The following is a 21,364-nucleotide window of genomic DNA, read 5'->3' on the forward strand; positions in this document are numbered from 1 at the left end:
ACCGTGCTGGGATGACGCCATGACCTCATCCCCGCACGCCTTCCACCTCGCCCAACTCAACGTCGCCACACTCCTCCACCCGATGGACGACCCCCGGATCGCGCCGTTCGTCGAGCTGCTGGACCCGGTCAACGCCGCCGCGGACGGCGCCCCGGGCTTCGTCTGGCGCCTCGTGGAGGACGGCGCCGGGGACGCCACCGGCCTGCGCCCGGCGGGCGAGGACGTCATCGTCAACATGTCGGTGTGGGAGAGCCAGGAAGCCCTGTGGGACTTCGCCTACCGCAGCGGGCACCTTGAGGCGCTGCGGCGACGCCGTGAATGGTTCGCCCGGCACGTCGCAGCCCACATGGTCCTCTGGTGGGTCCCCGCCGGCCACCGCCCGAGCCTCGACGAGGCCATGGACCGCCTGGCGGACCTGCGGGCGTACGGGCCCTCCCCCCGCGCGTTCACCTTCGCGTCCTCCTACACCGCGACCGAGGCCGCCGACCACCTCCCGGCCGCCCCGCCGGCCCACCCCGGGGCGGCCACTCCGAGCGCCCGCCCGGCTCCGGCCGGCGAAGCGGCCACGGCGTAGGGCAGGACCGCACCCGTCGGCCACGACCCGCGGGAGCGCGGACCGGCGGCGTGCGCGTGGAGTCCGGGCACCGGCGGCCGAGCGGCCCCGCTCAGTCGGCGGCCGGCCGGAGCGGCCTGAGGACGGCGGGGTCGGTGATCACCCAGGCCGTCGACTTGTCCTCACCCCAGCGGGCGTCCGCGATCCACGGCAGTCCCGGCCCCGGGCGGCGCCGGGCCGTGACCACAGCCGAACGCCATCCGCCGTCGATGCGGAGCCAGGCCAGGCGCCAGCACCGGTCGGCACCGTCCGGATCGGCCGTACCGGCGAGTTCGCGGGGCACCACGACCGCGTCCTGCCAGGCACCGGAATAGGGCGCGGCGGTCGGCGCCGGGCCGGCGGGCTCGGGCATCGGGCGGATCCGCTGCGGGTCGAACAGGAACCAGCCCCAGCCCTCCTCCCCCGGAGCGGCCCCGCCCTCGGCCCAGCGAACGTGCACCACCCACACCGCACTGCCGGGCGGCCGGCGCCACACGGTCAGCATCCCGGGCCGCCACCGCCCGCCGAGCCGGATCTCCACCAGGCGCCACCGGCGCACGTCCCGGGAGGCGCCGGGCAGCGTCATCAGCTCACGCGGAGCACGCTCGGCATCACCGGGGGCCACCCCGGGGCGAGCGGCACGGGAGAAAGGAACAGCGGAGGTCACCACTCCACGGTAGTTCGAACAGTCGTTCGACTCAAGTCCTCTGTAGCCACATCCGGGCAGGTCAGCGGCCATGCCGAAACGCGAGGTCACGGCTCGATACGTGCCAGATCGGTGGAGCCGCGAGAATCGGCCAGAATGACGGACGTCAAATCACCCACCCATTCGAGCAGGCGTCCATGCATGCACATATTGACGCGCTCCCGACCCGCATCGCCGACTCACGGCCCAACGACGAGAATTCCCGGCGGCGTGCACTAGGCTCCGTCGCTAGCATCACTCGATCGACCACTGCTCCACCCAATCGGCAGGAGGCCCGATGATCGGCGTGCTCGTGACCTTCACGCAGACCGACAAGTTCGATCGTTCAAATCTCGCAAAGATCGCCGGCGAACTCCGCGGCCCGTTCGAAGGCATGGCCGGCCTTCGCTTCAAGAGCTTCATGCTCGGCGAAGACGGCGTTCAGGCAAGGAACTTCTACGTGTGGGACGACGAGGAGAAGGGCCGCTCCTTCTTCACGCAGGAGCTCATCGACAAGGTGACGGGGGTTTATGGCGCCCCGCCCACGATCGAATACCTCGACATCGTGGGCTTCGTCGACAACTCCGGCGCCTGATTTCCCAAGGACGCCATCACACAAACCTTTGCACCAGGACCGTTTCGGACCATCCGGCACGCCACGGCACTTCCGCACACGCGGGGTCCTGTGAAATCCGGTGGTCCGCGACGGGCATCGAGCCTAGGCTCCTCACCCATGCCCGAGCACCCATGGTTCGCGATCGACGAGCCGGACGAATCCGACCTCCACGAGTTCACCGCCACGGAGCTCGCCTGCGTGGACGCCGCCCTGCCACCGGGTGTCCCGGCGGTGACCAAGCGCGGCCCCCTTGCCGGCGTCCGGTACGAGGGCATCCAGGGCGCGAGCAGGTGACCACCTACCTCACACTGGTCTGCGACGACATCCCCTACGACGTGTTCCTCCTCGACGTGGGCCCGAGCCCGCTGGAGGTCGCGAAGAGGTTCCGCACGATGACCAGCGTCGGGCTGTGGCGCGCGAAACAGACTGTGACCGGCGCGCCTCCGGTGCTGCTCTTCGCGGGGATCGAGGAGGATGCCGCGCGACGGCATGCCGAGGACCTGCGCGCAGCCGGCGCCTCCGTCACGGCGGAGCCGTGGACTCCCGGGCGCCCCGCTTGATCGACGTCCCGCCCGGTCCCCTGGAGGTTCTGACACACCCCCGGGCCCGGCCGCCTCACCGTGGGTTCACGTCCCACGCACGGAACGCCCCCCACACTCCGCGCGGGCTGCCGCGGGTTCGGCGACCATGGGTGGCGGGCCGGGGTCGTCGACGGCGGCACGATCGGCGGGTGCGTGGAGGTGGCGATGAGGGTCGTGTTCGTGCACGGGGCGTGCGTGCGGGACGGTTCGTGGTGGTGGCACCGCACTGCCGAGCTGCTGCAGGAGCGGGGGGTGCCGAGCGTGACCCCGGCGCTGCCGAGCTGCGGCGAGGCGGGCCTTCCCGGCGGCCTCGACGGTCCGGGGCTGCCCGAGGACGTCGCCGCGGTGCGCCGAGTGCTTCGGACGAGCGACGAGCCGACCGTCGTGGTCGCCCACAGCTACGGCGGGATCGTCACCGCCGAGGCCGCCGCGGGAATCGGGTCCGTGCGCCACCTGCTGCTGATCTCCAGCTACCTGCCCGAGGTCGGACAGAGCCTGTCGGAGTTCGGGGACGGCAGCCCGGCCCCGTTCCTCGACGTCGACCCCGACGCGGGTACCTTCGGTGTCCGCCCGGACCTGCTCGTGGACACGTTCCTCCACGACTGCGACCCCGAGGTCCGGGCCCGGGCGGCGGACCACCTCGCCCGGCAGAGTGTGCGGGTGACCGGGCAGCCGGTCCGGGCCGCCGCCTGGCAGCAGGTGCCGTCGACGTACCTGGTCTGCGCTCGGGACCGGGGCACCCCGCCGCGGCTGCAACGCGAGTTCGCCCGCCGGGCCGCCGGCGTCGTCGAGCTCGACGCCGGCCACCACCCGTTCCTGTCCCGGCCGGCGGCGGTCCGCGACCTGCTGCTGAACCTGTGACGGCAGCCCCCGACGAGCCGGGCCGGCGATCTCCGGGCGAACGCCGCCGCCGGGGCCGCCGCGCATCTCACGCGGGCGACCCCGGCGGCGGGTGTGCCGAGGGAGTACCTCCGGAGGGACCGCTAGGCTTCCTGCACCAGGAGCCGCGCGTTGATGGTGGGATTGCCCGCCCGTGAGAGCGGGAAGGCCGTACCGATCTCCCCGGTGTGCCCGGGCACGTCGATACGGACGGTCAGCGTCCGGTCGAGAAGCTTTTGCTGACTCATCCGGAAGTCGATGTTGACGAGGCCGTGGTTCACGCAGCCCTCGCAGGTCCGAGGTTCGTCGGACTGGAAGAAGAACTGCTTCGCGACCGGCTCACCGTCGGCGAGCAGGCTCACGATGAACGACCCCGGGATGTTCAGCCGGTCGATCCCCTTGACCCGCACCGAGACCGGGCTGTCGCTGCGGAACGCGAAGGTGCGGGCGGCGTCGATGTTTCCGGTCAGATTCTCCATCGCGCCCTCCACCGGGCTGACGAGTTCCAGTCGGTCGTACGAGGCCTGGGGCTCGATCACCTGGTCGACGGTCACGCCGAACGGATCGAGTTGATTGCGCAGCGGGCCCGTGAACCAGCCGGCGCCCTCCCCCAGCGTGGTTTTGAATCCGGCGATCGTGGTCGCGCCGACGCGTGTCTGCCAGCTCAGCCAGAGGCGGTCGATGTTGCAGTGGAAGAACCAGAACACCGGGTCGAAGGCCGAGACACGCTGGTTTCCCATCGTCGGCCCGATCGATCCGTGACCGTTGTCGTGGGCCTGGATCGAGAACTTCTGGTAGCCGCCCACATTGAAGGAGCCCCACAGCGACTGATTCAGCGACGTGGTGACCTGAACGAGGACCCCGAATTCCGTCACGTTCCGGGCGATGTCGGCGGCCGGGAAGCGCTCGGTCGTGTACGGGAAGAATCCGGTCACGGGAGGATGCGCGGCGGCGCCGGGATCGGCCGGCAGGACGTACTTGTCGAGAGGCGGGTTCTGCAGCCGGACCGGCAGCGCGGTCGCGATGTCCCAGTAGGGAAGCGTCACCTCCTCACATCCGGGGACGGAGCGCAGCGCGTCCTCGAAGACGCGCAGGTACTTGCGGTGCCAGGGGTTGAAGCGGTCCTCGAGGTGCGCGCACTTCTTCTTCGGGAGCCCGTGCTGCCCGGCCAGGGCGAAGTAGCTGTTCGGGTCCCCCGGGTCGCGGGCCATCAGGCCGTTGAACGCTGCCGTCAGCTTGTCGAACTCGGCGTCGCTCAGCGTCGTGATGTCCTTGCGCAACCGGATCGGGGGCTGCGCGGCCGGCGGTGGCTCGACCGGCGTGGCCGCGCCGACCGGGTATCCGTTGATGATCCAGTTCCGGAAGGTCTGCAAGCGTTCGGCGCTCCACTTCCCCTCCGCGTCCGGGGGCATGTCCCCGTTCGGCGGAGTGGTGTGTGCGACAATCGCGAGCGCATTCTCCTTCACCCCCTCGTAGGTGCCGAGCTCGATTCCCCCCTTGGCGGCCATGTGCTCCACGTCTTGGGGCCGGAAGAAGAAGCGAATGTCCGCCATATAGGTCGGCGCTGCAACGACTTGTTCAACGGGCGGTCCGTTCTCGGTCGTGGGCATGGTTCCTCCGGTGGGGCTCCGAACAGGGCGTTTCGGTCGACCGGATGCAGTAGTCGCCGGGGTTCACGCGTCAGCTGCCCCGAGTATGCGACGCTCCACGAACCATCCTGAGGATCGACACAGGCCATCGGCCGGAGATGCATCGACCACCCGACGGGCAGTCCGGAATGGGCACGCTCCTTGTACGAACTTCGCATCCCGCATCGCAGCACGCCCTTTCCGGAGGCCCCCCGGAGTCGAGGCCGGGACCGCGCGCGTCAGGCGTCCTCCAGGGAACCCGCCACGCTCGCGGCGGTCACGCCCAGCCACCCGACGACGGGGAGGCCCAGGGTGACGGCGAGCGGCCACTGCGTCAGCAGGAGGAAGAGGCCGACGAGGAACGCGAAGAAGGCGGTGTAGACGGCGACGCCGAAGGGGAGCCCTTGCGGGCCGGTACGCCACCAGGTCAGACCCTGGGCGGTGAGGGCCGATCCCAGGCCGGCCAGCAGGGCCACCTCCGCAGCGGTCTTCCACGGCGTGATCGTGTTCTCCGCACGGTGCCCCTGGTAGGAGAGTTCGGCCACCCGCCCCCGGAAGAGCGCCAGGTCCACGTCCACGCCGACGTGCGCGTCGTCGTAGAAGGCCTCGCCGACCATGTAGCCGCGCTCGGGGGCCGTCTCGCGCGCCACGGTCAGCTCGTAACTGGTGCCGTCGTCGCTGTTGTGGACGGCACGCGCCGTCACCTTCCCGGTCTCGTGCAGGAGGCAGTCCGTGCCGGGCGTGGCCGCCGCCGTGCCGCACACCGGGGCGTGCCGGTAGGCGCCCACCGCGTCGTAGGCGTCGACGAACCAGGTGAAGCCGAGCACGGTGGCGGCCAGCCCGGCCAGCAGGACCAGGGCCTGGGTCAGCACGCGGACGGCCGGTCCGGCGATCCGTCGGAATCCGCCGGGCGGCCTGGCGTCCTTGATCAGCGCGTTCATCGCAACCCCCCTCGATCACGCCCCGGGCACCTCCCCGATGCCCGGCAACGATGCTTCCAGGGGCGAGGTCGTCAAGGGGAGGGGGCCGGTGTTCTTGTGACGAACTTGTGGAAGTCCAAGAGACGGGCGGGCCGGCGTCCGGGCCCTCGCTTCGCCTGCTACCGACCCGCCCTGCGGGGCGCCGGCAGATCGAGGGCAGCCCGACGATCCCGCCCGGCCTTGACGAGGGGCCGGTGCAGATTCTCGGCACGGTCTGCGCCGAGACCCGACTGGTACGTTGACCGCATGACAGTGGCATTGATCGACTCCGGATTCGGACTCCTCTCGACCGCCGGCTGGCTTCGGCACCTCGCCCCGGAACTCGATCTGCTTCTGCTGCTGGATCCCGAGGGCGCTCCCTGGGGGCCGAAGTCCGCCTCCTTCGTCACGGACCGCCTGCTCACTGCCGCCCACCTGGCCGCCGAACGCGGCGCGGAGGCCATCGTCGTCCCCTGCAACACCGCGACCGTCACCGCGATCGACGCCCTGCGCGCGACCTTCGAGCCCCGCATTCCCGTGATCGGAACCGTCCCCGCCGTGAAGCCGGCCGCGGCGACCGGCCAGAGCCTCGCCGTGTGGGCGACCGTCCGGACCACGGCGAGTGCGTACCAGGAGCGCCTGATCGCGGACTTCGCGAGCGGCGTGCCCGTCGCGCGCGTCGCCTGTCCCGGCCTGGCCGAAGCGATCGACCACGGTGACACGGCCGCCGCAGCGGAAGCGATCGCCGATGCAGCCGAGCGGACCCCCCGGAACTGCGACGCCGTGGTGCTGGGGTGCACGCACTACCCCCTGGTGGCTCAGCAGATTCTGCAGAGCCTGCCCGCCGGGACCACCCTTTACGACAGCGCGGAAGCAGTCGCCCGCCAAGTCCTGCGGCGGACGGATCGCACCGGGGAGGCAGGGGGCGGCCCGGGCTCCGTCGACGTGGTGCTCAGCGGTCGCCCCGGCCTCCTCCCGATGGCCGCGCACGCCTATCCGGTGGGCCGCGCCCTGGCCACCGCGGCGCGCGTGCCTCGCGAAGCTCTCCTCTCCGCCACCACCCGAGCCCTGGCGACTGCCCCGGCGATCTGAGCGGAACGCGTCCCGGAGCCCATACCGGGCCCGCACCGGGCGCGCACCGGGCCTGCATCGGGCTGGTCGGAGTGAGCTCCGGGAGCCGGTCGGGGGCCCCGGGCCGGCTGCCTCGTCGCAAGCGGTTGCCGTCAGGCGGGTTGGAAGAAGGCGAGCATTCTCCGGCCCGCGTCCGGCGAGGCCAGGACCTCCTGGACGAAGGCGGACTGCCGGGCGGCTGCGCCGGTGCGTTCGAACATCTCGCGTTCGTATTCCTCGACGGCGGCGGGGCAGTCGTCCGGGTGCGCGGCCAGCGCGAGGCCGAGCAGGGCGCCGTCGAGCAGCGCCATGTTGGCACCCTGTCCGACCGGCGGCATCAGGTGTGCGGCATCGCCGAGCAGTGTGACGCCCGGCGTCGACCGCCAGGTCAGGCCGACCGGGAGCGTGGTGATCGGCCGCGGCAGGATCGTGTCGTCACCGGCTGCGATCAGTGCGGTGACCTGCGAGTCCCAGCCGTGGAACAGCTCGATCAGCCGCTCCCGGGCGCCGGCCGGGTCGTCGAACGGGATCCCGCTGGTGGCGAACCAGTCCTCGGCGGTGTGGTGGAAGCTGAGGTAGATGCGTACGCAGCCGTCGCCGTTCCGCTGCGCCGACAGGGACTGTCCGTTGCCGAGCACCCAGTAGTTGCCGCGCCCGACCGTCGCCGCGAGGTCGGGGTGGGTGCGGTCGATGTCGGCGATGCCGAGCTCGACGACGTTCTGGCCGGTGTGCACCGGTCGGGCGTCGGTGAGCAGCCCGCGGACGCGGGAGTTCGCGCCGTCGGCGCCGACCAGGAGGTCGTACGTCGCACTGCTGCCGTCCGCGAAGTGCAGCAGGCCGTTGTCGGCGGCTTCGAACGCGTGCCCCCAGCGCACCGCCTGCTCGGGAAGCGAGTCCAGCAGCAGGTTGCGCAGATCGGCACGGTCGACCTCGGGCCGGTCGAGCGGGGCGTCGTCGGGCGTGTCCTCCTGCAGCAGCAGGGTGCCGTCCGGCTCCAGGAGGCGCAGGTCCTGGCCTGCGCGACGGGCGATCGCGTGGAACCCGTCGATCAGGCCGGCCGCGCGCATCGCCCGCTGCCCGGTCCCGGAGTGCAGATCGAGCATGCCGCCCTGGCTGCGCGCGCCGTGCGACGGTTCACGTTCGTAGACGACGGCGTCGATGCCGTTCACGTGCAGCACGCGGGCGAGCGCCAGGCCGCCCAGGCCGGCTCCGACGATGGCGATGTTCATGGTCACGACTTCCCCCCGATTCACCGTATCGACCGATACACTGTATTCCCTGATGGCACCGTATCACTGACGATGTATTGTCGGCGGCATGTTGGTGTGGGAGCGGCCGGAGCCGCTGGATCGACCGTCGCCGGCCCCGCTGAGCCGGGATGGGATCGTACGAGCGTCGATCCGGCTGGCCGACGCCGACGGCCTGGAGGCGGTGTCACTGCGCAAGGTCGCCGCCGCGCTGAACGTCGGGCCGATGCGGCTGTACGGCTACATCGCCACCAAGGACGAGTTGCTCGACCTGATGGTCGATGCGGTCCATGCCGAGATCCGGCCGACCGGAGACGGCTGGCGGGAGGCGCTGTGCTCCCTTGCCGAAGCCACCCGACACGCCGTTCACCGGCACGAATGGTTCGCCGACCTGATCGGCGGGCGGCCGCAGCTCGGGCCGCACACGCTGGCGAGCGGCGAAGCCGTGGTGGCCGCGATGGGCGGCGTCGACCTGGACGCCGCCGTGCCGGCGATCGCCGCGGTCAACGCGTACGTGATCGGCGCGGTACGCCGGGAGATCACCGAGCGGCGCGCCGAGCGGGCCACCGGGATGGACAAGAGGCAGTGGCAGGCCACCTTCGGGCCCTACCTGGAGCGGACCTTCGCAACGGGCCGGTTCCCCGCGCTGGCGAGGGTCGTTCGCGACGGCCCCCACCTGGACGCCGACCAGACCTTCCGGGCCGGCCTCGACCTCCTCCTCGACGGCATCGAGGCCCGCATCGCACATTGACGCGCGCCCGAGGGTTCGACGCGAGCACCGCCCGCGCCGGGCCCCACTGACATGCTCGTCTCCATGACGCACGGAAGCACGCCCACCCTCGCCCAGCTCAGCGGGGCCACCGAGGTCACTCCCGAACTCCGGCGCCGGCTGACCGACTGTTGGATCGCCGTCACCAACGCGGGCGGTGCCGCCGGCTTCCCCTTCCCGCCCGTCCGGGTCGACGACGTCGCGCCGGTCACGGACGGGCTCGTCGACCGTCTCCACCCGCAGCACTGCCGGCTCCTCACCGCGGGATTCGACGGTGTGCTGGCCGGATGGGTCGTCCTCAACCGCGACCCCTTCCGGCTCGTCGGGCACTGGGGAACGGTCAACCACCTCCAGACCCACCCGGACTTCCGCGGACGAGGCGTCGGCTCCGCCCTGATGCGTGAGCTGCGGAGGATCGCCCGCGACGAACTCGGGCTCGAACAGCTCCGTCTCGCGGCCCGGGGAGGCGAGGGGCTGGAGGGCTTCTACAGCCGGCTCGGATGGCGTGAGGTCGGTCGCTGGCCCGGGGCACTCCGCCTCGCACCCGGCGACACCCGGGACGAGGTCCTGATGCTCCTCGATCCCCTCTGAGCGCCGGGGCGACGGCCCACCCCGCCCCACAGGCCCGCGGGCCCCTCGCAACCGGGCGAGGGGCCCGCGACCCCGTTGCGCCCGCGTGTCAGTCCGCGCTCTTGGCGCGCAGCTGGTCGGCGGCCTCCTGGTAGGCGTCGGTGGCACGGGCGAAGTAGTCGAAGAGGACTTCGAGCTGCTCGGGCGAGTAGCCGCCCAGGAGCTCGCCGATCCGCTGCCGCGCCGGGGCCATGACCCGGTCGAGGTCGGCGGGCTCGCCGATCGGTTCGACGATCACCTTGCGCCGGTCGCCGGGGTCGGCGGCCCGGCGTACGTAGCCGGCCTGTTCCAGGCGGTCGATGAGGCGGGTGGTCGGCCCGGTGGTGAGGCCGGTGCGGGTGCCCAGCTCACCGGGGGTCATCGGGCCGGTGAGCTGAAGGATGTTCAGCGCATAGAGGTCGGTGGCGCCGAGCTCGCAGGCCTTGGCGCTGGCATGGCCGTGCAGCATCACGGCGCTCAGGTACCGGCGGTAGACCTCGCTCGCATCCGATCGCAAGGCGGGCGTTGACACGGGCTCCCCCACTCCCTAATCTCTTCCTCAACGAAGAGAAATCTTTAACGAAGCAACTTCTTCGACGAAGTTATCATGGAAGGGGAGACCATGAGCACCGTCACCACCACCGGGGCCACCGACGCCGCCGCGATCCGCGCCCTGCTGCAGCGCAGCGCCGCCGCCTGGGCCGACGGCGACGGCACCGCGTACGGCGCCTGCTTCACAGCGGACGCCACCGACGTCACCTACGTCGGCACCGTCTACCACGGCGGCGAGGAGATCGGCCGCGCCCACCAGGCCCTGTTCGGCAGCTTCCTCAAGGACACCCGGCTGATCCTCGACATCACCGACCTGCGCTTCTACGGCACCGACGCGGCCGTGGTCGTCACCCGCGGCGACGTCCGCAAGGGTGGCGCCGCGGAGCAGAACGGCAAGGGCGGCAAGGGTGGCAAGGACGGCCGGCAGGGCAGGCTCGGCAAGCTCGCCACGTACACGGTGGTGCGCCAGGCCGACGGCCGGTGGCGGATCGCCGCCGTCCAGAAGACCCGGCGCAAGCCGCTGATGGAGGCCGTCTCCTTCCGCTTCCAGCCGGCCAGCCGACCCGCCGCGAACTGAACCGGAGCCACCGCCGAGCCCCAGCCGTCGCCGGCTGATCGCCCGGCGGTCCCGGGCCGTCCGCGGTCACCACCGGGCGCAGGCCTCGAACGGGCCGGAGCCGTCGAGTCACCCGTGCCGATCGGCGACCGGCGCCGGCGCCCCGTGCGGCGGCCGTGCCGCCCGCTGCCGCTTCGGCAGCATGAGTGCGGGCACCAGAGCGGCCGCGGTGAACACGAGGGCGACCCAGAAGGTGGCGCCGAAGGCGTGCGCCAGTGCCGGCTGCGTGCGCGCCGGGTCGGCGGCGACACGTGCCGCGGCCTGGCCGAGGCCACCGTGCAGTCCCGGAATCTCCGCCGTGATGGACCGCTGGAGGACGACCGCGAGCAGGGCGGTGCCGAGCGAACCGGCGATGCGCTGGACCACGTTGAGCGCGCTCGTCGCCTGCGGCACCTCCCGACGGGAGAGCCCCTCGAAGGCCGCGGCCATCGACGGGGTGATCGTCGCCCCCAGACCCGCGCCGACGAGGAAGAGCGCACCGCCGAGGTACCAGTACGGGTCGTGGGCACCGATCCCGCCGTACGCGACGGTGCCGGCGAGCGCGAGCAGCACGCCGACGGGGACGACCCGCCGAGCGCCGAACCTGTCGGTCATGGCACCCGCGACGCCGATGGCGCACAGGGCCCCGAACCCCTGGGGGATCAGCAGCAGGCCGGTCTCCAGCGGAGTCAGGCCGCGCACGAGCTGGAAGTAGAGCGGCAGCAGCAACGCGACGCCGAAGAGGGCCGTACCGAGCACCAGGTTGGTCGCCGCCGCCGCACCGAATCCACGCCGGGCGAACAGACGGACGTCGATCAGCGGATTCGGCGCGCGCAGGGCGTGAACCACGAACACGACCACCAGCGCGAGGCCGAGCAGGAGCGCGCCGAGCGGACCGGCCGCCGTGGGCGTCCCGGCCCGTCCGACCTCGGCGAGCCCGTAGAGGAAGGTCGCGACGCCCCCGGAGAGCAGCACCAGACCGAGCGCGTCGAGCCGCCCTCCGCCGCGCCGCGGCGAGGAGGGCAGCAGTCGCACCGCGAGCGCGAGGGCGAGGGCGCCCACCGGGAGGTTGATGAAGAAGATCCAGCGCCAGCTGGCGTTACCGACGATCGCACCACCGATGACCGGTCCGAAGATCGGGGCCAGCAGCATCGGCACACCGACGATGCTCATCACCCGCCCCATCCGCTGCGGGCCGGCCGCCCGGGCCAGGATGGTCTGCCCGAGCGGCATGATCATCCCACCGCCCAGGCCCTGGAGCACCCGGAACGCTATCAGCGCGCCGATCGACCAGGAGAGCCCGGCCAGCAACGACCCCGCCATGAAGACGGCGAGCGAGGCGATCCAGAGCGGCTTGGTACCGATACGCTCGCTCGCCCAGCCGGTCAGCGGGATCACGCTCGCGAAGGCGAGCAGATAGACGGTCGACACCCACTGGATCGTGGTGATCGAGGCGTGGAAGTCGCGCCCCAGCGTGGGCAGGGCGACGTTCACGATCGTCGCGTCCAGGATCGTCATGATCGAGCCGAGCACGACCACGGCGGCGAGCGTGATGATCTCACGCGTCAGCACCTGCGCCCGGGGGGCTACAGCCTCAGTGTTCGACGTGGTCACGGGAGTCGCCTCCTCCGAAATTCTGCTGTGCCCACAATTTTACATCGACCCCAAATTTCAAGCGACATGAAACGTCGCGCTAGGATTCCTGATATGTCCGATGCGGAAGAGGAAGCCGGTCTGCGGGAGCGGAAGAAGCAGCGGACCCGCCGGCTGATCACCGACACCGCCCGCAGGCTGTTCGCCGAGCGCGGGTTCGAACAGGTCAGCGTGACCGAGGTCGCCAAGGCCGCCGACGTCTCCGCGGGGACTGTCTTCAACTACTTCCCGACCAAGGAAGACCTCGTCTACAGCGGCCTTGAACGCTTCGAGACCGAGCTCCTGCAGGCTGTTCACGACCGCGGCCCCGGCGAGTCGGTCCTCGCGGCCTTCGGCCGCTTCGTCCTGACCCCGCGCGGCCTCCTCGCCGCCCGCGACCAGGGCAGCGCGAAGCAGCTTCTCGCCGTGTCGCACATGATCGGCAGCAGCCCGGCCCTGCTCGCCCGCGAGCAGCAGATCCTCGCGCGCTACACCGAGTCACTGGCGCGACTCCTCGTGGCGGAAACGCGCGCGTCGGCCGACGATCCCCGCCCGGCCGTCACCGCCGCCGCTCTCATCGGCGTCCACCGCACACTGATCGACTACGTCAGACGGCGGATCCTCGCGGGCGACCACGACATCGCCCGGCTCGCCGAGGACACCCACCGCTACGGCGAGACGGCCCTCACCCACCTCCAGGAGGGATTCGGCGACTACGGCCGCCGATGACGCGGCCTTCAGAGCACGCGGCCCGGCCGGTCGCGCTGGTCACTCGGCGGCGCGGAGGCGGAGGGCCGTCAGGTAGCCACGGCGGGGTGGGAGTTCGAGCCAGAGGCCCGGGGGCAGGTTGTGGTCCAAGGCCTCCAGAAGGTCGGCGGCGGGGTGGCCGAACAGGTCGATGCCGTCGAGGACGACCGGGGTGACACCCGGCCCGCAGGAGGCCGGCCGGGCGCGGCTCAGCACGACGGTGCGCAGGACGAGTTCGGTGGGCTCGGGGGCCACCCAGTCGATCTCGTTCGAGCAGGCCGTCAGCTCGACGTCGGCGTGGCGGGCGGTGTGGGTCCAGGTGGCGTCCAGCATCGGGACCGCTCGGGCGTCGTCCAGCGCGACCAGGGCACGGCCGGTGGCCCGGTCGTCCAGGCCGAAGCGCAACACGCCCGCGCGGCCGGGCAGGACGACCCCGACGCCGGGGAGGAGTTCGAACACCGGCCGATCCTGTCGCGCGGGGCTCGGCGGATGCAACCCGCCCGCCGTGGTGGCGGACAGTCGCTGCGGGCAGCCGGGTTCGGGCCGGCGGCCGGCGCCAGGAGCCGCTCAGGGCGCCGTCGTCGCCTCCGAGCGCGCCCCGTGACGGCGTCGGTCGGCCCAGCAGCGCGTGCGGGGTGGCGTCGCCGCGGCGAGGCTGGCGGTACGGGCCAGTCGGACGCTGCCGCGCTGCGGCCCGTCCGGCGCCGTGCCTGACGCGGAAGCGAGACGATGGCCAGCACTCCCGACCTCGACCGGATCGCGGACGAGCTCTACACCCTCGCCCCCGGTGAGTTCACCTCCGCCCGCAACGGCCACGCCGACCGGCTCAGGAAGGCCGACCCCCAGATCGCTAAGCAGGTGCGGGCGCTGCGGCGGCCGACCCTGGCCGCGTGGGCCGCCAACCTCCTCGTCCACCACCACGGCGACCTGGTGGAGCAGCTGCTGGAGCTGGGACAGGCGCTGCGGGACGCCCAGGAACACCTCGCCGGCGAACAGCTTCGCGCCCTCACCGACCAGCGCCGGCAGCTGGTGCGGGCGCTGACCGAGCAGGCCCGGGGAGAGGCAGCTCGGGCCGGCCACCCGCTGGGGGCCGAGGCCGTCACCGATCTGGAGCGGACGCTGAGCGCCGCGCTCGCGGACCCGAACGCCGCACGGGCACTGGCCCAGGGCCGGCTGACCGCTCCGCTGGAGCCGGTGCTCTGGCCCGGGGCTGCGGTCGGGGAGCCGGAGGGCGAGGCTGCGGACACCCCCGCCGGAGCGCCGAGGGGCGGAAGGAGGGCGGCCGCACCGGCCGGTACGGGGAAGCAGTCGGGGGCCCGGCAGGAGCGACGGCGCGAGCAGGCTCGGGCGCACGAGCGGGCACTGGAGCAGGCCCGCCAGGACGTGGCCGGGACGGAGCAGGCCGTACGCGAGGCGGCCGACCGCCGCGATGCGGCCGGGCGCGCCCTGGGCGCCGCCGAATCGGCCCGGGAGCAGGCCGAGGAGAGGGCGGATCGGGCCCGGGCAGCGCTCGCCGCCGCGCAGGAAGGTGACGCGCGTGCACGAGAGGACCTCGCGCGGACCGAGGAGCAGGTACGGACCGCCCGGGCGGAGGTCCGTACGGCCGACGGCGAGGCGGCCCGAGCACGGGAGGCCGCCTCGCACGCGGCCGAGCGGCTGCGGGAGTTGGGGACCGGCGAGCTGGGGACCGGCGGGTCGGGGGCCGGCGAGCACGGGGGCGAGGCGGAGTGAGCTGCGGGGAGCACACCTCTGATTCCGCAGCTGCGGCATTCGCCAGCCGCCGCGCCGGTCGGTCCTTCTGATGAGGGAATCCCCGCCTCGGGGGCGGGGACGGCCTCGCGCCACCCCGGGGAGCGCCCGCGAGCCGCTCGCCCGCCGTAGCCACCGCCGCCCGGCAACCGGCGATCGGAAGTCGCCCGGAATCGAAAACCCACCCTTCGGCCGAGGCTCGCCCGGAACCGCCCGGGTTGAACGCCCCGATCGAACAGGGGCAGGATGCAGCGCCATGGAAGACCCTCGGAGCATCACCAACTCCCTTGCAAATCAACCTAGTTCACCCTCTCGCGCACCTCGTGGGCGGTCACTCGCCGGGGAGGTCGCCGCTTGAACACCGCCGCCGCCAACACCTCCGCCACCGCCAACACCTCCGCCACCGCCGCCAACACGGACAGCACGGACGGCGCGGACGACTCCGCGATGATGGAGTGGCAGCCCCCGGGCAGCGACGCCGAGATCATCGACGGCAGCAAGACCACCCTGCGGGCCACCGCCCGCGCCCTCCCCAGGCTCCTGGCCCTGGCACTGCGCCTCGGACGGCAGGCCGACCGGCGCGCCCTGGCCGTGCTGCTCGGCTGCGCGGTGGCGTCGGCCGCGGCCCAGGCGTTCGGGCTGCTGGCCACCACCGGCATGATCACCCAGCTGGTGGCCGGCACCGGCTCCGTGGCCGACCGCCTCAACCGCTCGATCCCCTCCGTGGCCTTCCTCGCCGCGATGTCCGGGACGGCCGCCCTGCTGCGCATCGCGAGCGAGTGGGCCGCCGAACGGATCGGCCCCAAGATCGCGCGCGCCGCCGAGCTGGAGCTGATCGACGCCGCCACCCGCGCCGAGGTCGTCGCCTACGACAACCCGAGGTTCCAGGCCGCCTGGGACGCCGGCGACCGGGGCGCAGGCGCCACCCGGGACCTGCTCTCGCAGACCCGTGACGTCATCGGCTACACCGCCAACCTGACGGCGGCCGGCATCGTGATCGCCACGATCCACCCCGTGCTGTTCCCGCTGCTCGTGGTCGCGGTGATCCCGCAGGCCCTCGCACGCACGGCGGCGGCCAACGCCTTCTACCGGGCGATGATGGCGACCTTCGGCGCGACCCGTGCGGCCAACGTCCTGCGCTGGTACCTGTGCGACCGCCGCTCGGCGGCCGAGGTCCGCTCCAACACCCTCGCTCCGTTCCTGCTGGGGATCTACCGGCGGGCCGCCGCCAAGGTCACCGACGCCACGGACACCGCCGCGCAGCGCAGCGCGGTGCTCGGCCTGTACGGGGCGGTCGCGTCCGGCGCCGGGGCGTTCCTGGTCTGGGGCGGCCTGGCCTGGCTCCTCGCCGACGGCCACGTCACCCTCGCCTCGGCGGGTACGGCGGTCATCGCGCTGCGCTCGGCCGCCGCCGACCTGCACGCGGCCGCGAACTACTCGGCGGCCGTCCACCGCACCGGGCTGTACGTCGGGGACTGGCAGAAGTTCACCGGGATGGCCCGTGCGCAGCGCCTCGACCGGGGCGTCGCCGCACCGCCGCCGGCCACGTCGGTGATCGAGGCGAAGGGCGTCACCTTCGCCTACCCGAACTCGGACCGGGTCGCCCTGCGCGGGGTGGACTTCCGCGTCCGCCGGGGTGAGATCGTCGCGGTGGTCGGGGTCAACGGGGCGGCGAAGTCCACGCTGATGAAGTTGCTGTGCGGCCTCACCCTGCCCGACGGCGGGGAGGTGACCTGGGACGGCGTCTCCACCCGCGCGATGGACCCGGACCTGCTGTGGCGGCAGACCGCACTGGTGCAGCAGGACTTCTCGCACTGGCCGCTGACCGTGCGGCAGAACATCACCCTGGGACAGCCCTGCGGGCAGGGCGACGAGGCCGTCCTGGAAGCCGCTGCCGCCACCGGCGCCGACGAGGTGATCGCCGAGCTGGACGACGGCCTGGGCACCCTGCTGGCCAAGGAGTTCTGGGGCGGCGCCGAGATCAGCGAGGGCCAGTGGCAGCGGGTGGTCACCGCCGCCGCCTTCCACCGGGCGCGCAGCGGCACGCTGTTGATCCTCGACGAGCCCACCAGCGCGATGGACCCGCGCGCCGAGCACCGGATCTTCACCGGGCTCGCCGAGATCGCCAGGAACTGCGCCACCGTGCTGGTCACCCACAACCTGGAGAACACCCGGGTCGCGCACCGCATCGTGGTGCTCGACCACGGCCGGGTGATCCAGGAGGGCGGCTTCGACGAGCTGGCCGCAGCTCCGGGGATGTTCGCCGACCTGCGCGCGCTGCAGCACGACCGGGGCCGGTCCGTCCCGGTGCAGCGGTCCGGGGACGACGGCTGACCGGAGGCCGGTCGGTTCCGCCGACCGGCGCCGGGCCGCCGACGACCGGGGCACGGACACGCCGGAGGTGACCACACGTCAACTTCCGGCGACCGTCCGTGACCTACCTTGGTGCGTACCCGACCCAAGGAGTCGCCATGAACGCCCCCACCCCTCCGCCCGGCCAGGACCTACCCGCGCTGCTGGCCTGGCACCGCCACCCCATCTTCGACCCGATCGACATGGAGTACATCCTCGACAAGCTCTCCCCGAAGGTCCGCAACGACCTGATCGCGGCGCGGCTGGAGGCCTCCGCGGCGGTCCACCAGGCGATCGCGGACGGCGCCGCCCGGGCCTCCCGGATCATCTCCGACGCCAATGGCTAGTTCACGGGTCCTCCCGGAGCCGGCACCGGCCGGGCCGCTGCACGGGCCCGACCGGTCCGCCGGTCCCGACGTCGTCCTGATCGGCTACCAGGACCAGGGCAACCTCGGGATGGGCTACCTGGCCGCCGTCCTCCAGGAACGCGGCCGCACGGTCGACCTGATCGACGTCCGCGAGGGGCCGCAGCGGATCGCGGCCCGCCTGGCCGCGGCGCAGCCGCTGGTCGTCGGCTTCTCGCTGATCTTCCAGTTCTTCCTGCCGCAGTTCCGCGAGGTCGCCGCCGAGCTCCGCCGGGCCGGCGTGACCAGCCACTTCACCATCGGTGGCCACTACGCGAGCCTGTGCCACGACGAGCTGCTGCCCCAGATGCCGGAGCTCGACTCCGTAGCCCGCTACGAGGGCGAGCACACCCTGGCCGAGCTGGTCGACCGTCTCGCCGAGGGCGCGGACTGGCGTTCCACCCCCGGTCTCGCGTTCGTGCGCGACGGCGCGGTGGCCGAGAGCCCGCCCCGCGCGCTCGTCCAGGACCTCGACACGCTGCCGTTCCCCTACCGGCCGCACGCGCCGGAGACCATCGTCGGCTTCCCGACCGCCCCGCTGCTGGCCAGCCGGGGCTGTGCCCGCCGCTGCTCGTTCTGCTCGATCCACACCTTCTACCGCACGGCCCCCGGCAAGGTCGTCCGGGTCCGCAAGGCCGAGACGGTCGTCGAGGAGATGGGGCTCCTCCACCGCGAGCAGGGCGTCCGGGTGTTCCTCTTCCAGGACGACGACTTCCCGCTGTGGGGCCGGGCCGGACGCAAGTGGGTCGACGAGCTCGCCGGACGGCTGCACGACACGGGCCTCGCCGAGCGGACCATCTGGAAGATCAGCTGCCGGGCGGAGTACGTGGAGCCCGAGCTGTTCGCCGCGCTGCGGGAGGCCGGGCTCTTCCTCGTCTACATGGGCATCGAGTCGGGCGTCGAGTCCGGGCTGGAGATCCTGTTCAAACAGATGACGGTCGAGCAGAACCTCACCGGCGTCCGGGTGCTCAAGGACGTCGGCCTGCTCTTCTCGTACGGCTTCATGTTGTTCGACCCGTCCAGCACCTTCGAGTCGGTACGGGCCAACGTCGGCTTCCTGCGCCAGATCGTCGGCGACGGCTCGGCGGCCGCGACGTTCTGCCGCATGCTGCCCTACGGCGGAACACCGATCCGGGACCGGCTCAAGCTGGAGGGCCGGCTGCGCGGCGACGTCACCCGCCCGGACTACGACTTCCTCGACCCGCGGCTCAACGACTACTACCACCGACTGAAGGCCGTCTCGGGCCACTGGGTGGGCGACGAAGGGCTGTCGCACGAACTCAACTGGGCCTGGGACGAGTTCGAGACGGTCGGCCGCCTCGCTCCCGGGCTCACCGGCACCGGGGAGTACCGCCGGGCGCTGGCCGACCTCACCGCCACCGCCAACGAGGAGCTGTTCGGCACCATCGAGGCGTCCGCCGCCGCCTTCGAGGGCGGCGACGCGTCCTTGCTCGACCCCGAACCCGGCCGCACCTTCTGCCAGGACGTCCGCGACCGGCTGCTCGGCCTGCGCAACGGCTTCTTCCTGGCCAACGTCGACGCGCTCACCGAGGCGATCGACCTGGGCGCCGTCCGGGGCCCGGTCCTGCAGCCCCACGTCCACTAGCACCTGTATTAAGCACCCGACCGGCCGGGCCCTCGCGGCGGCGCCGGCGCCCCACGGGCGTCGGCGCCGCGGCGCGCGTCGGGCGGCTGCCGGGGTCGCCGCCGGGCTACCCTCAGGCCCTCCCCGGGCCGTCCCCGGTCCGCCCCGGGCTCCGGTGTGAAGCGGTCCCGCTCGGCGTCCCGGGGTGCCGTGAAGGGGGTGGAGGGGGAGGATCCGGTGGGTGCGGTTGCTCACGGCCGGGCGGGGGCAGGCGCCGATTATGCTGGGCCGATGACGTCGAAGGCCGAGCAGGTGCCAGCACTGAGGGCGGATGCCGCGCGCAACCGCGCCCGGGTGCTGCAGGTCGCCCGCGAGCAGTTGGCCGCCGGCGACGACTCGCTCCAGCTGAACGCCATCGCCCGGCTCGCCGGAGTGGGCGTGGGGACCGTGTACCGGCACTTCCCCAACCGCCTCGCGCTGATGGCCGCGCTGTCGGCCGAGCGGTTCCGGGAGCTGCTGGCCGAGGCCCGGGCCGCGGCCGAGGACGAGGACGCCCTGGCCGGCCTGCACCGGCTGTTGCGGTTCACCCTCGCCCGAGCGCTGGAGGACACCGGCTTCGCCTCCGTGCTGGAGTCGGCCAGTGACGCCGAGCCGGAGACGGCGGCCCTGAAGGCCGAGCTGGACCGGGCCGTGGCGCAGCTGCTCGACCGCGCCCTCCTGACCGGCGCCGTCCGGCCGGACCTCGGGCCCGGCGACGTGCGCCGGCTGCTCTGCGGCATCGAGCACGCGCTGCGCTCCGGCGACTGCGACGAAGCCCGCCGGGAGCTCTACCTCGGCATCCTGCTGGAGGGGCTGCGCCCGCCGCGCTGACGGCGGTCCCCCGAGCGCCTCGCAGCAGGGCGGAAGACCGGACCGCGATGGCTTCGGACGCCCCCGTCACACGCTCGCCCACCGGTCCGCGAGCTGCCGGCTGAGCCGGAGGACGTCGGAGACGATCCTCGGGTCGGTCGCGCCGCGGAAGGCCGGGACGGGCCGGCCCTGCGGGCCGATGAGCAGGCCGGTCCGCCCGTGGAGCGAGGGGTCGGTGGCGGCGGCGATGGACGACCGCGCGGCCTCGGAGGCGGGACCGGCGGTGGAGCGCTCGAACCTCCGGCGCACCAGCGGCCAGAGCAGGCGCAGGGGCGGGGAGACGATCCTGGGCGAGGTCATGGTTCCGTTGGTCATGTCGGTCGCGGCGCCGCCCGGGTCGGCCGCGAAGACACTCACGCCGCTGTCGCGCAGCCGCTCCGCCAGGTCGAGGGTGTAGGCGAGGTTCGCGAGCTTGGCGCGACCGTACCAGTGGAAGCCGTAGTAGCCGCCGGGCGGTTCGACGGCCGCGAAGGTGCGCTTGGCGAGCGTGCTGGCGGCGGAACTGACGTTCACGATCCGGCTCGGCCCGCCCGCCCGGAGCCGGTCCAGCAGCAGTTCGGTCAGCAGGTACGGCGACAGGTGGTTGACCGCGAAGGTCGCCTCGATCCCGTCCACCGTCCGCCGCCGCTCGGCGAACATCGCGCCGACGTTGTTGACCAGCACCTGCAGCGGCCCCTCCGCCGCCAGCCGGACGGCGAGCGCCCGCACCTCGCCGAGCGACGCCAGGTCGGCCGCCACGAACCGGGGTGCACCCCCGGTCGACACCGCCGCGATCCGCTCGACCGCGCCGGCACCGCGCCTCGCGTCACGACCCACCACCGTCACGGCGAACCCGCGCGCCGCCAGCCCCAGCGCGGTCTCCAACCCGATGCCGCCGGTTCCCGCCGTCACCACTGCCCGCTGCTCCACAGCCTCGACCTCCCACAACCGTGCCGACCAAATCGGATAGCTATCCGAATCGGTGGACACGCTAGCACTACCGGATAGGAATCCGGTTAGTTGAGCGGGCCGCACAAGGCACCGGCAAGAACCCCGGCGGCCCGCGACTTGAGGCTCCGGCCGACCGGGCGGGCGGCGCAGCACCCTCCGCAGCAACCGAGGCCGGCCGCTCCACAACCGGGTGCGATGTGCACGCAACATTTCGACCCACTCGCAGCATCTATA

23 protein-coding genes are annotated in these 21,364 nt (G+C 72.7%); 15 read left to right on the forward strand and 8 right to left on the reverse strand.

The annotated features are described in order from the left end of the window. Positions 1-19: 19 nt before the first annotated feature. Complete coding sequence (locus RMN57_RS02565; RefSeq protein ID WP_313761696.1) at positions 20-574, forward strand: DUF3291 domain-containing protein; 555 nt, start codon at positions 20-22, stop codon at positions 572-574. A gap of 91 nt (positions 575-665) precedes the next feature. Here RMN57_RS02565 and RMN57_RS02570 read toward each other — a convergent pair whose 3' ends face one another. Continuing rightward, entirely contained in the window at positions 666-1,178 is a 513-nt protein-coding gene (locus tag RMN57_RS02570; RefSeq protein ID WP_313761697.1) for a hypothetical protein, read from the reverse strand. 397 nt (positions 1,179-1,575) lie between these two features. Between RMN57_RS02570 and RMN57_RS02575 the strand changes: the two genes are divergently transcribed. The 4 genes from RMN57_RS02575 to RMN57_RS02590 all read left to right on the forward strand — a co-directional run bounded on the left by RMN57_RS02575 (position 1,576) and on the right by RMN57_RS02590 (position 3,335). Beyond that, positions 1,576-1,872, forward strand: coding sequence for a hypothetical protein (locus tag RMN57_RS02575; RefSeq protein ID WP_313761698.1), 297 nt, complete (start codon positions 1,576-1,578; stop codon positions 1,870-1,872). A gap of 138 nt (positions 1,873-2,010) precedes the next feature. Next, a complete protein-coding gene (locus RMN57_RS02580; RefSeq protein WP_313761699.1) occupies positions 2,011-2,187 on the forward strand; it encodes a hypothetical protein in 177 nt (58 codons plus the stop codon). Continuing rightward, on the forward strand, positions 2,184-2,453 hold the full coding sequence (locus RMN57_RS02585; protein WP_313761700.1) for a ribosomal protein L7/L12: 270 nt from the start codon (positions 2,184-2,186) through the stop codon (positions 2,451-2,453). The genes RMN57_RS02580 and RMN57_RS02585 overlap by 4 nt, the downstream gene beginning before the upstream one ends. 186 nt (positions 2,454-2,639) lie before the next feature. Beyond that, entirely contained in the window at positions 2,640-3,335 is a 696-nt protein-coding gene (locus tag RMN57_RS02590; RefSeq protein ID WP_313761701.1) for an alpha/beta hydrolase, read from the forward strand. A 122-nt stretch (positions 3,336-3,457) separates the two neighbouring features. Here the strand turns inward: RMN57_RS02590 and RMN57_RS02595 are convergent, their stop codons facing one another. Both RMN57_RS02595 and RMN57_RS02600 read right to left on the reverse strand, forming a co-directional pair. Further along, positions 3,458-4,963, reverse strand: coding sequence for a tyrosinase family protein (locus tag RMN57_RS02595; RefSeq protein ID WP_313761702.1), 1,506 nt, complete (start codon positions 4,961-4,963; stop codon positions 3,458-3,460). A 257-nt stretch (positions 4,964-5,220) separates the two neighbouring features. Beyond that, the gene (locus RMN57_RS02600; protein ID WP_313761703.1) at positions 5,221-5,922 is read right to left on the reverse strand and encodes a hypothetical protein; all 702 of its coding nucleotides are present in this window, start codon (positions 5,920-5,922) and stop codon (positions 5,221-5,223) included. Positions 5,923-6,207: 285 nt separating this feature from the next. Between RMN57_RS02600 and RMN57_RS02605 the strand changes: the two genes are divergently transcribed. Further along, complete coding sequence (locus tag RMN57_RS02605) at positions 6,208-7,032, forward strand: aspartate/glutamate racemase family protein (RefSeq protein ID WP_313761704.1); 825 nt, start codon at positions 6,208-6,210, stop codon at positions 7,030-7,032. 131 nt (positions 7,033-7,163) lie between these two features. On the opposite strand, the gene RMN57_RS02610 is transcribed toward RMN57_RS02605, so the two are convergent. Further along, entirely contained in the window at positions 7,164-8,279 is a 1,116-nt protein-coding gene (locus tag RMN57_RS02610; protein WP_313761705.1) for an FAD-dependent monooxygenase, read from the reverse strand. An 88-nt stretch (positions 8,280-8,367) separates the two neighbouring features. Between RMN57_RS02610 and RMN57_RS02615 the strand changes: the two genes are divergently transcribed. Both RMN57_RS02615 and RMN57_RS02620 read left to right on the forward strand, forming a co-directional pair. Next, positions 8,368-9,048, forward strand: a complete 681-nt coding sequence (locus RMN57_RS02615) for a TetR/AcrR family transcriptional regulator C-terminal domain-containing protein (protein ID WP_313761706.1) — start codon at positions 8,368-8,370, stop codon at positions 9,046-9,048. A gap of 63 nt (positions 9,049-9,111) precedes the next feature. Further along, positions 9,112-9,657: a GNAT family N-acetyltransferase gene (locus RMN57_RS02620; protein ID WP_313761707.1), complete on the forward strand. Its 546-nt coding sequence runs from the start codon at positions 9,112-9,114 to the stop codon at positions 9,655-9,657. Between the two features lie 88 nt (positions 9,658-9,745). Here RMN57_RS02620 and RMN57_RS02625 read toward each other — a convergent pair whose 3' ends face one another. Beyond that, positions 9,746-10,207, reverse strand: coding sequence for a MarR family transcriptional regulator (locus RMN57_RS02625; protein ID WP_313761708.1), 462 nt, complete (start codon positions 10,205-10,207; stop codon positions 9,746-9,748). Between the two features lie 90 nt (positions 10,208-10,297). Here RMN57_RS02625 and RMN57_RS02630 point away from each other — a divergent pair, with 90 nt between their 5' ends. Then, the gene (locus RMN57_RS02630; protein WP_313761709.1) at positions 10,298-10,804 is read left to right on the forward strand and encodes an SgcJ/EcaC family oxidoreductase; all 507 of its coding nucleotides are present in this window, start codon (positions 10,298-10,300) and stop codon (positions 10,802-10,804) included. Positions 10,805-10,912: 108 nt separating this feature from the next. Here RMN57_RS02630 and RMN57_RS02635 read toward each other — a convergent pair whose 3' ends face one another. Then, positions 10,913-12,436, reverse strand: coding sequence for an MDR family MFS transporter (locus RMN57_RS02635; protein WP_313761710.1), 1,524 nt, complete (start codon positions 12,434-12,436; stop codon positions 10,913-10,915). Between the two features lie 93 nt (positions 12,437-12,529). Between RMN57_RS02635 and RMN57_RS02640 the strand changes: the two genes are divergently transcribed. Beyond that, entirely contained in the window at positions 12,530-13,183 is a 654-nt protein-coding gene (locus RMN57_RS02640; protein ID WP_313761711.1) for a TetR family transcriptional regulator, read from the forward strand. A 39-nt stretch (positions 13,184-13,222) separates the two neighbouring features. On the opposite strand, the gene RMN57_RS02645 is transcribed toward RMN57_RS02640, so the two are convergent. Then, positions 13,223-13,660 (reverse strand): hypothetical protein, encoded by a 438-nt coding sequence (locus tag RMN57_RS02645; protein WP_313761712.1) that lies wholly within the window; start codon positions 13,658-13,660, stop codon positions 13,223-13,225. A gap of 270 nt (positions 13,661-13,930) precedes the next feature. Here RMN57_RS02645 and RMN57_RS02650 point away from each other — a divergent pair, with 270 nt between their 5' ends. The 5 genes from RMN57_RS02650 to RMN57_RS02670 all read left to right on the forward strand — a co-directional run bounded on the left by RMN57_RS02650 (position 13,931) and on the right by RMN57_RS02670 (position 20,161). Then, a complete protein-coding gene (locus tag RMN57_RS02650) occupies positions 13,931-14,932 on the forward strand; it encodes a hypothetical protein (RefSeq protein ID WP_313761713.1) in 1,002 nt (333 codons plus the stop codon). Between the two features lie 372 nt (positions 14,933-15,304). After that, positions 15,305-17,284: an ABC transporter ATP-binding protein gene (locus RMN57_RS02655; protein WP_313761714.1), complete on the forward strand. Its 1,980-nt coding sequence runs from the start codon at positions 15,305-15,307 to the stop codon at positions 17,282-17,284. 137 nt (positions 17,285-17,421) lie between these two features. Then, entirely contained in the window at positions 17,422-17,649 is a 228-nt protein-coding gene (locus RMN57_RS02660) for a hypothetical protein (RefSeq protein ID WP_313761715.1), read from the forward strand. Then, on the forward strand, positions 17,642-19,312 hold the full coding sequence (locus RMN57_RS02665; protein ID WP_313761716.1) for a B12-binding domain-containing radical SAM protein: 1,671 nt from the start codon (positions 17,642-17,644) through the stop codon (positions 19,310-19,312). The genes RMN57_RS02660 and RMN57_RS02665 overlap by 8 nt, the downstream gene beginning before the upstream one ends. Positions 19,313-19,582: 270 nt before the next feature. Beyond that, positions 19,583-20,161 (forward strand): helix-turn-helix domain-containing protein, encoded by a 579-nt coding sequence (locus RMN57_RS02670; protein WP_313761717.1) that lies wholly within the window; start codon positions 19,583-19,585, stop codon positions 20,159-20,161. 66 nt (positions 20,162-20,227) lie between these two features. Here RMN57_RS02670 and RMN57_RS02675 read toward each other — a convergent pair whose 3' ends face one another. After that, positions 20,228-21,109, reverse strand: coding sequence for an SDR family NAD(P)-dependent oxidoreductase (locus tag RMN57_RS02675; RefSeq protein ID WP_313761718.1), 882 nt, complete (start codon positions 21,107-21,109; stop codon positions 20,228-20,230). Positions 21,110-21,364 lie beyond the last annotated feature (255 nt).

The organism is Kitasatospora sp. CM 4170 (genome assembly GCF_032110285.1).
Lineage (GTDB): Bacteria > Actinomycetota > Actinomycetes > Streptomycetales > Streptomycetaceae > Kitasatospora > Kitasatospora aburaviensis.

Excerpts from the sequence above, each read along its gene's own strand:
- RMN57_RS02565 (WP_313761696.1), top strand. The coding sequence starts at position 20 with ATGACCTCATCCCCGCACGCCTTCCACCTCGCCCAACTCAACGTCGCC.
- RMN57_RS02570 (WP_313761697.1), bottom strand. The coding sequence starts at position 1,178 with ATGACGCTGCCCGGCGCCTCCCGGGACGTGCGCCGGTGGCGCCTGGTG.
- RMN57_RS02575 (WP_313761698.1), top strand. The coding sequence starts at position 1,576 with ATGATCGGCGTGCTCGTGACCTTCACGCAGACCGACAAGTTCGATCGT.
- RMN57_RS02580 (WP_313761699.1), top strand. The coding sequence starts at position 2,011 with ATGCCCGAGCACCCATGGTTCGCGATCGACGAGCCGGACGAATCCGAC.
- RMN57_RS02590 (WP_313761701.1), top strand. The coding sequence starts at position 2,640 with ATGAGGGTCGTGTTCGTGCACGGGGCGTGCGTGCGGGACGGTTCGTGG.
- RMN57_RS02595 (WP_313761702.1), bottom strand. The coding sequence starts at position 4,963 with ATGCCCACGACCGAGAACGGACCGCCCGTTGAACAAGTCGTTGCAGCG.
- RMN57_RS02600 (WP_313761703.1), bottom strand. The coding sequence starts at position 5,922 with ATGAACGCGCTGATCAAGGACGCCAGGCCGCCCGGCGGATTCCGACGG.
- RMN57_RS02605 (WP_313761704.1), top strand. The coding sequence starts at position 6,208 with ATGACAGTGGCATTGATCGACTCCGGATTCGGACTCCTCTCGACCGCC.
- RMN57_RS02610 (WP_313761705.1), bottom strand. The coding sequence starts at position 8,279 with ATGAACATCGCCATCGTCGGAGCCGGCCTGGGCGGCCTGGCGCTCGCC.
- RMN57_RS02615 (WP_313761706.1), top strand. The coding sequence starts at position 8,368 with ATGTTGGTGTGGGAGCGGCCGGAGCCGCTGGATCGACCGTCGCCGGCC.
- RMN57_RS02620 (WP_313761707.1), top strand. The coding sequence starts at position 9,112 with ATGACGCACGGAAGCACGCCCACCCTCGCCCAGCTCAGCGGGGCCACC.
- RMN57_RS02630 (WP_313761709.1), top strand. The coding sequence starts at position 10,298 with ATGAGCACCGTCACCACCACCGGGGCCACCGACGCCGCCGCGATCCGC.
- RMN57_RS02640 (WP_313761711.1), top strand. The coding sequence starts at position 12,530 with ATGTCCGATGCGGAAGAGGAAGCCGGTCTGCGGGAGCGGAAGAAGCAG.
- RMN57_RS02650 (WP_313761713.1), top strand. The coding sequence starts at position 13,931 with ATGGCCAGCACTCCCGACCTCGACCGGATCGCGGACGAGCTCTACACC.
- RMN57_RS02660 (WP_313761715.1), top strand. The coding sequence starts at position 17,422 with ATGAACGCCCCCACCCCTCCGCCCGGCCAGGACCTACCCGCGCTGCTG.
- RMN57_RS02665 (WP_313761716.1), top strand. The coding sequence starts at position 17,642 with ATGGCTAGTTCACGGGTCCTCCCGGAGCCGGCACCGGCCGGGCCGCTG.
- RMN57_RS02670 (WP_313761717.1), top strand. The coding sequence starts at position 19,583 with ATGACGTCGAAGGCCGAGCAGGTGCCAGCACTGAGGGCGGATGCCGCG.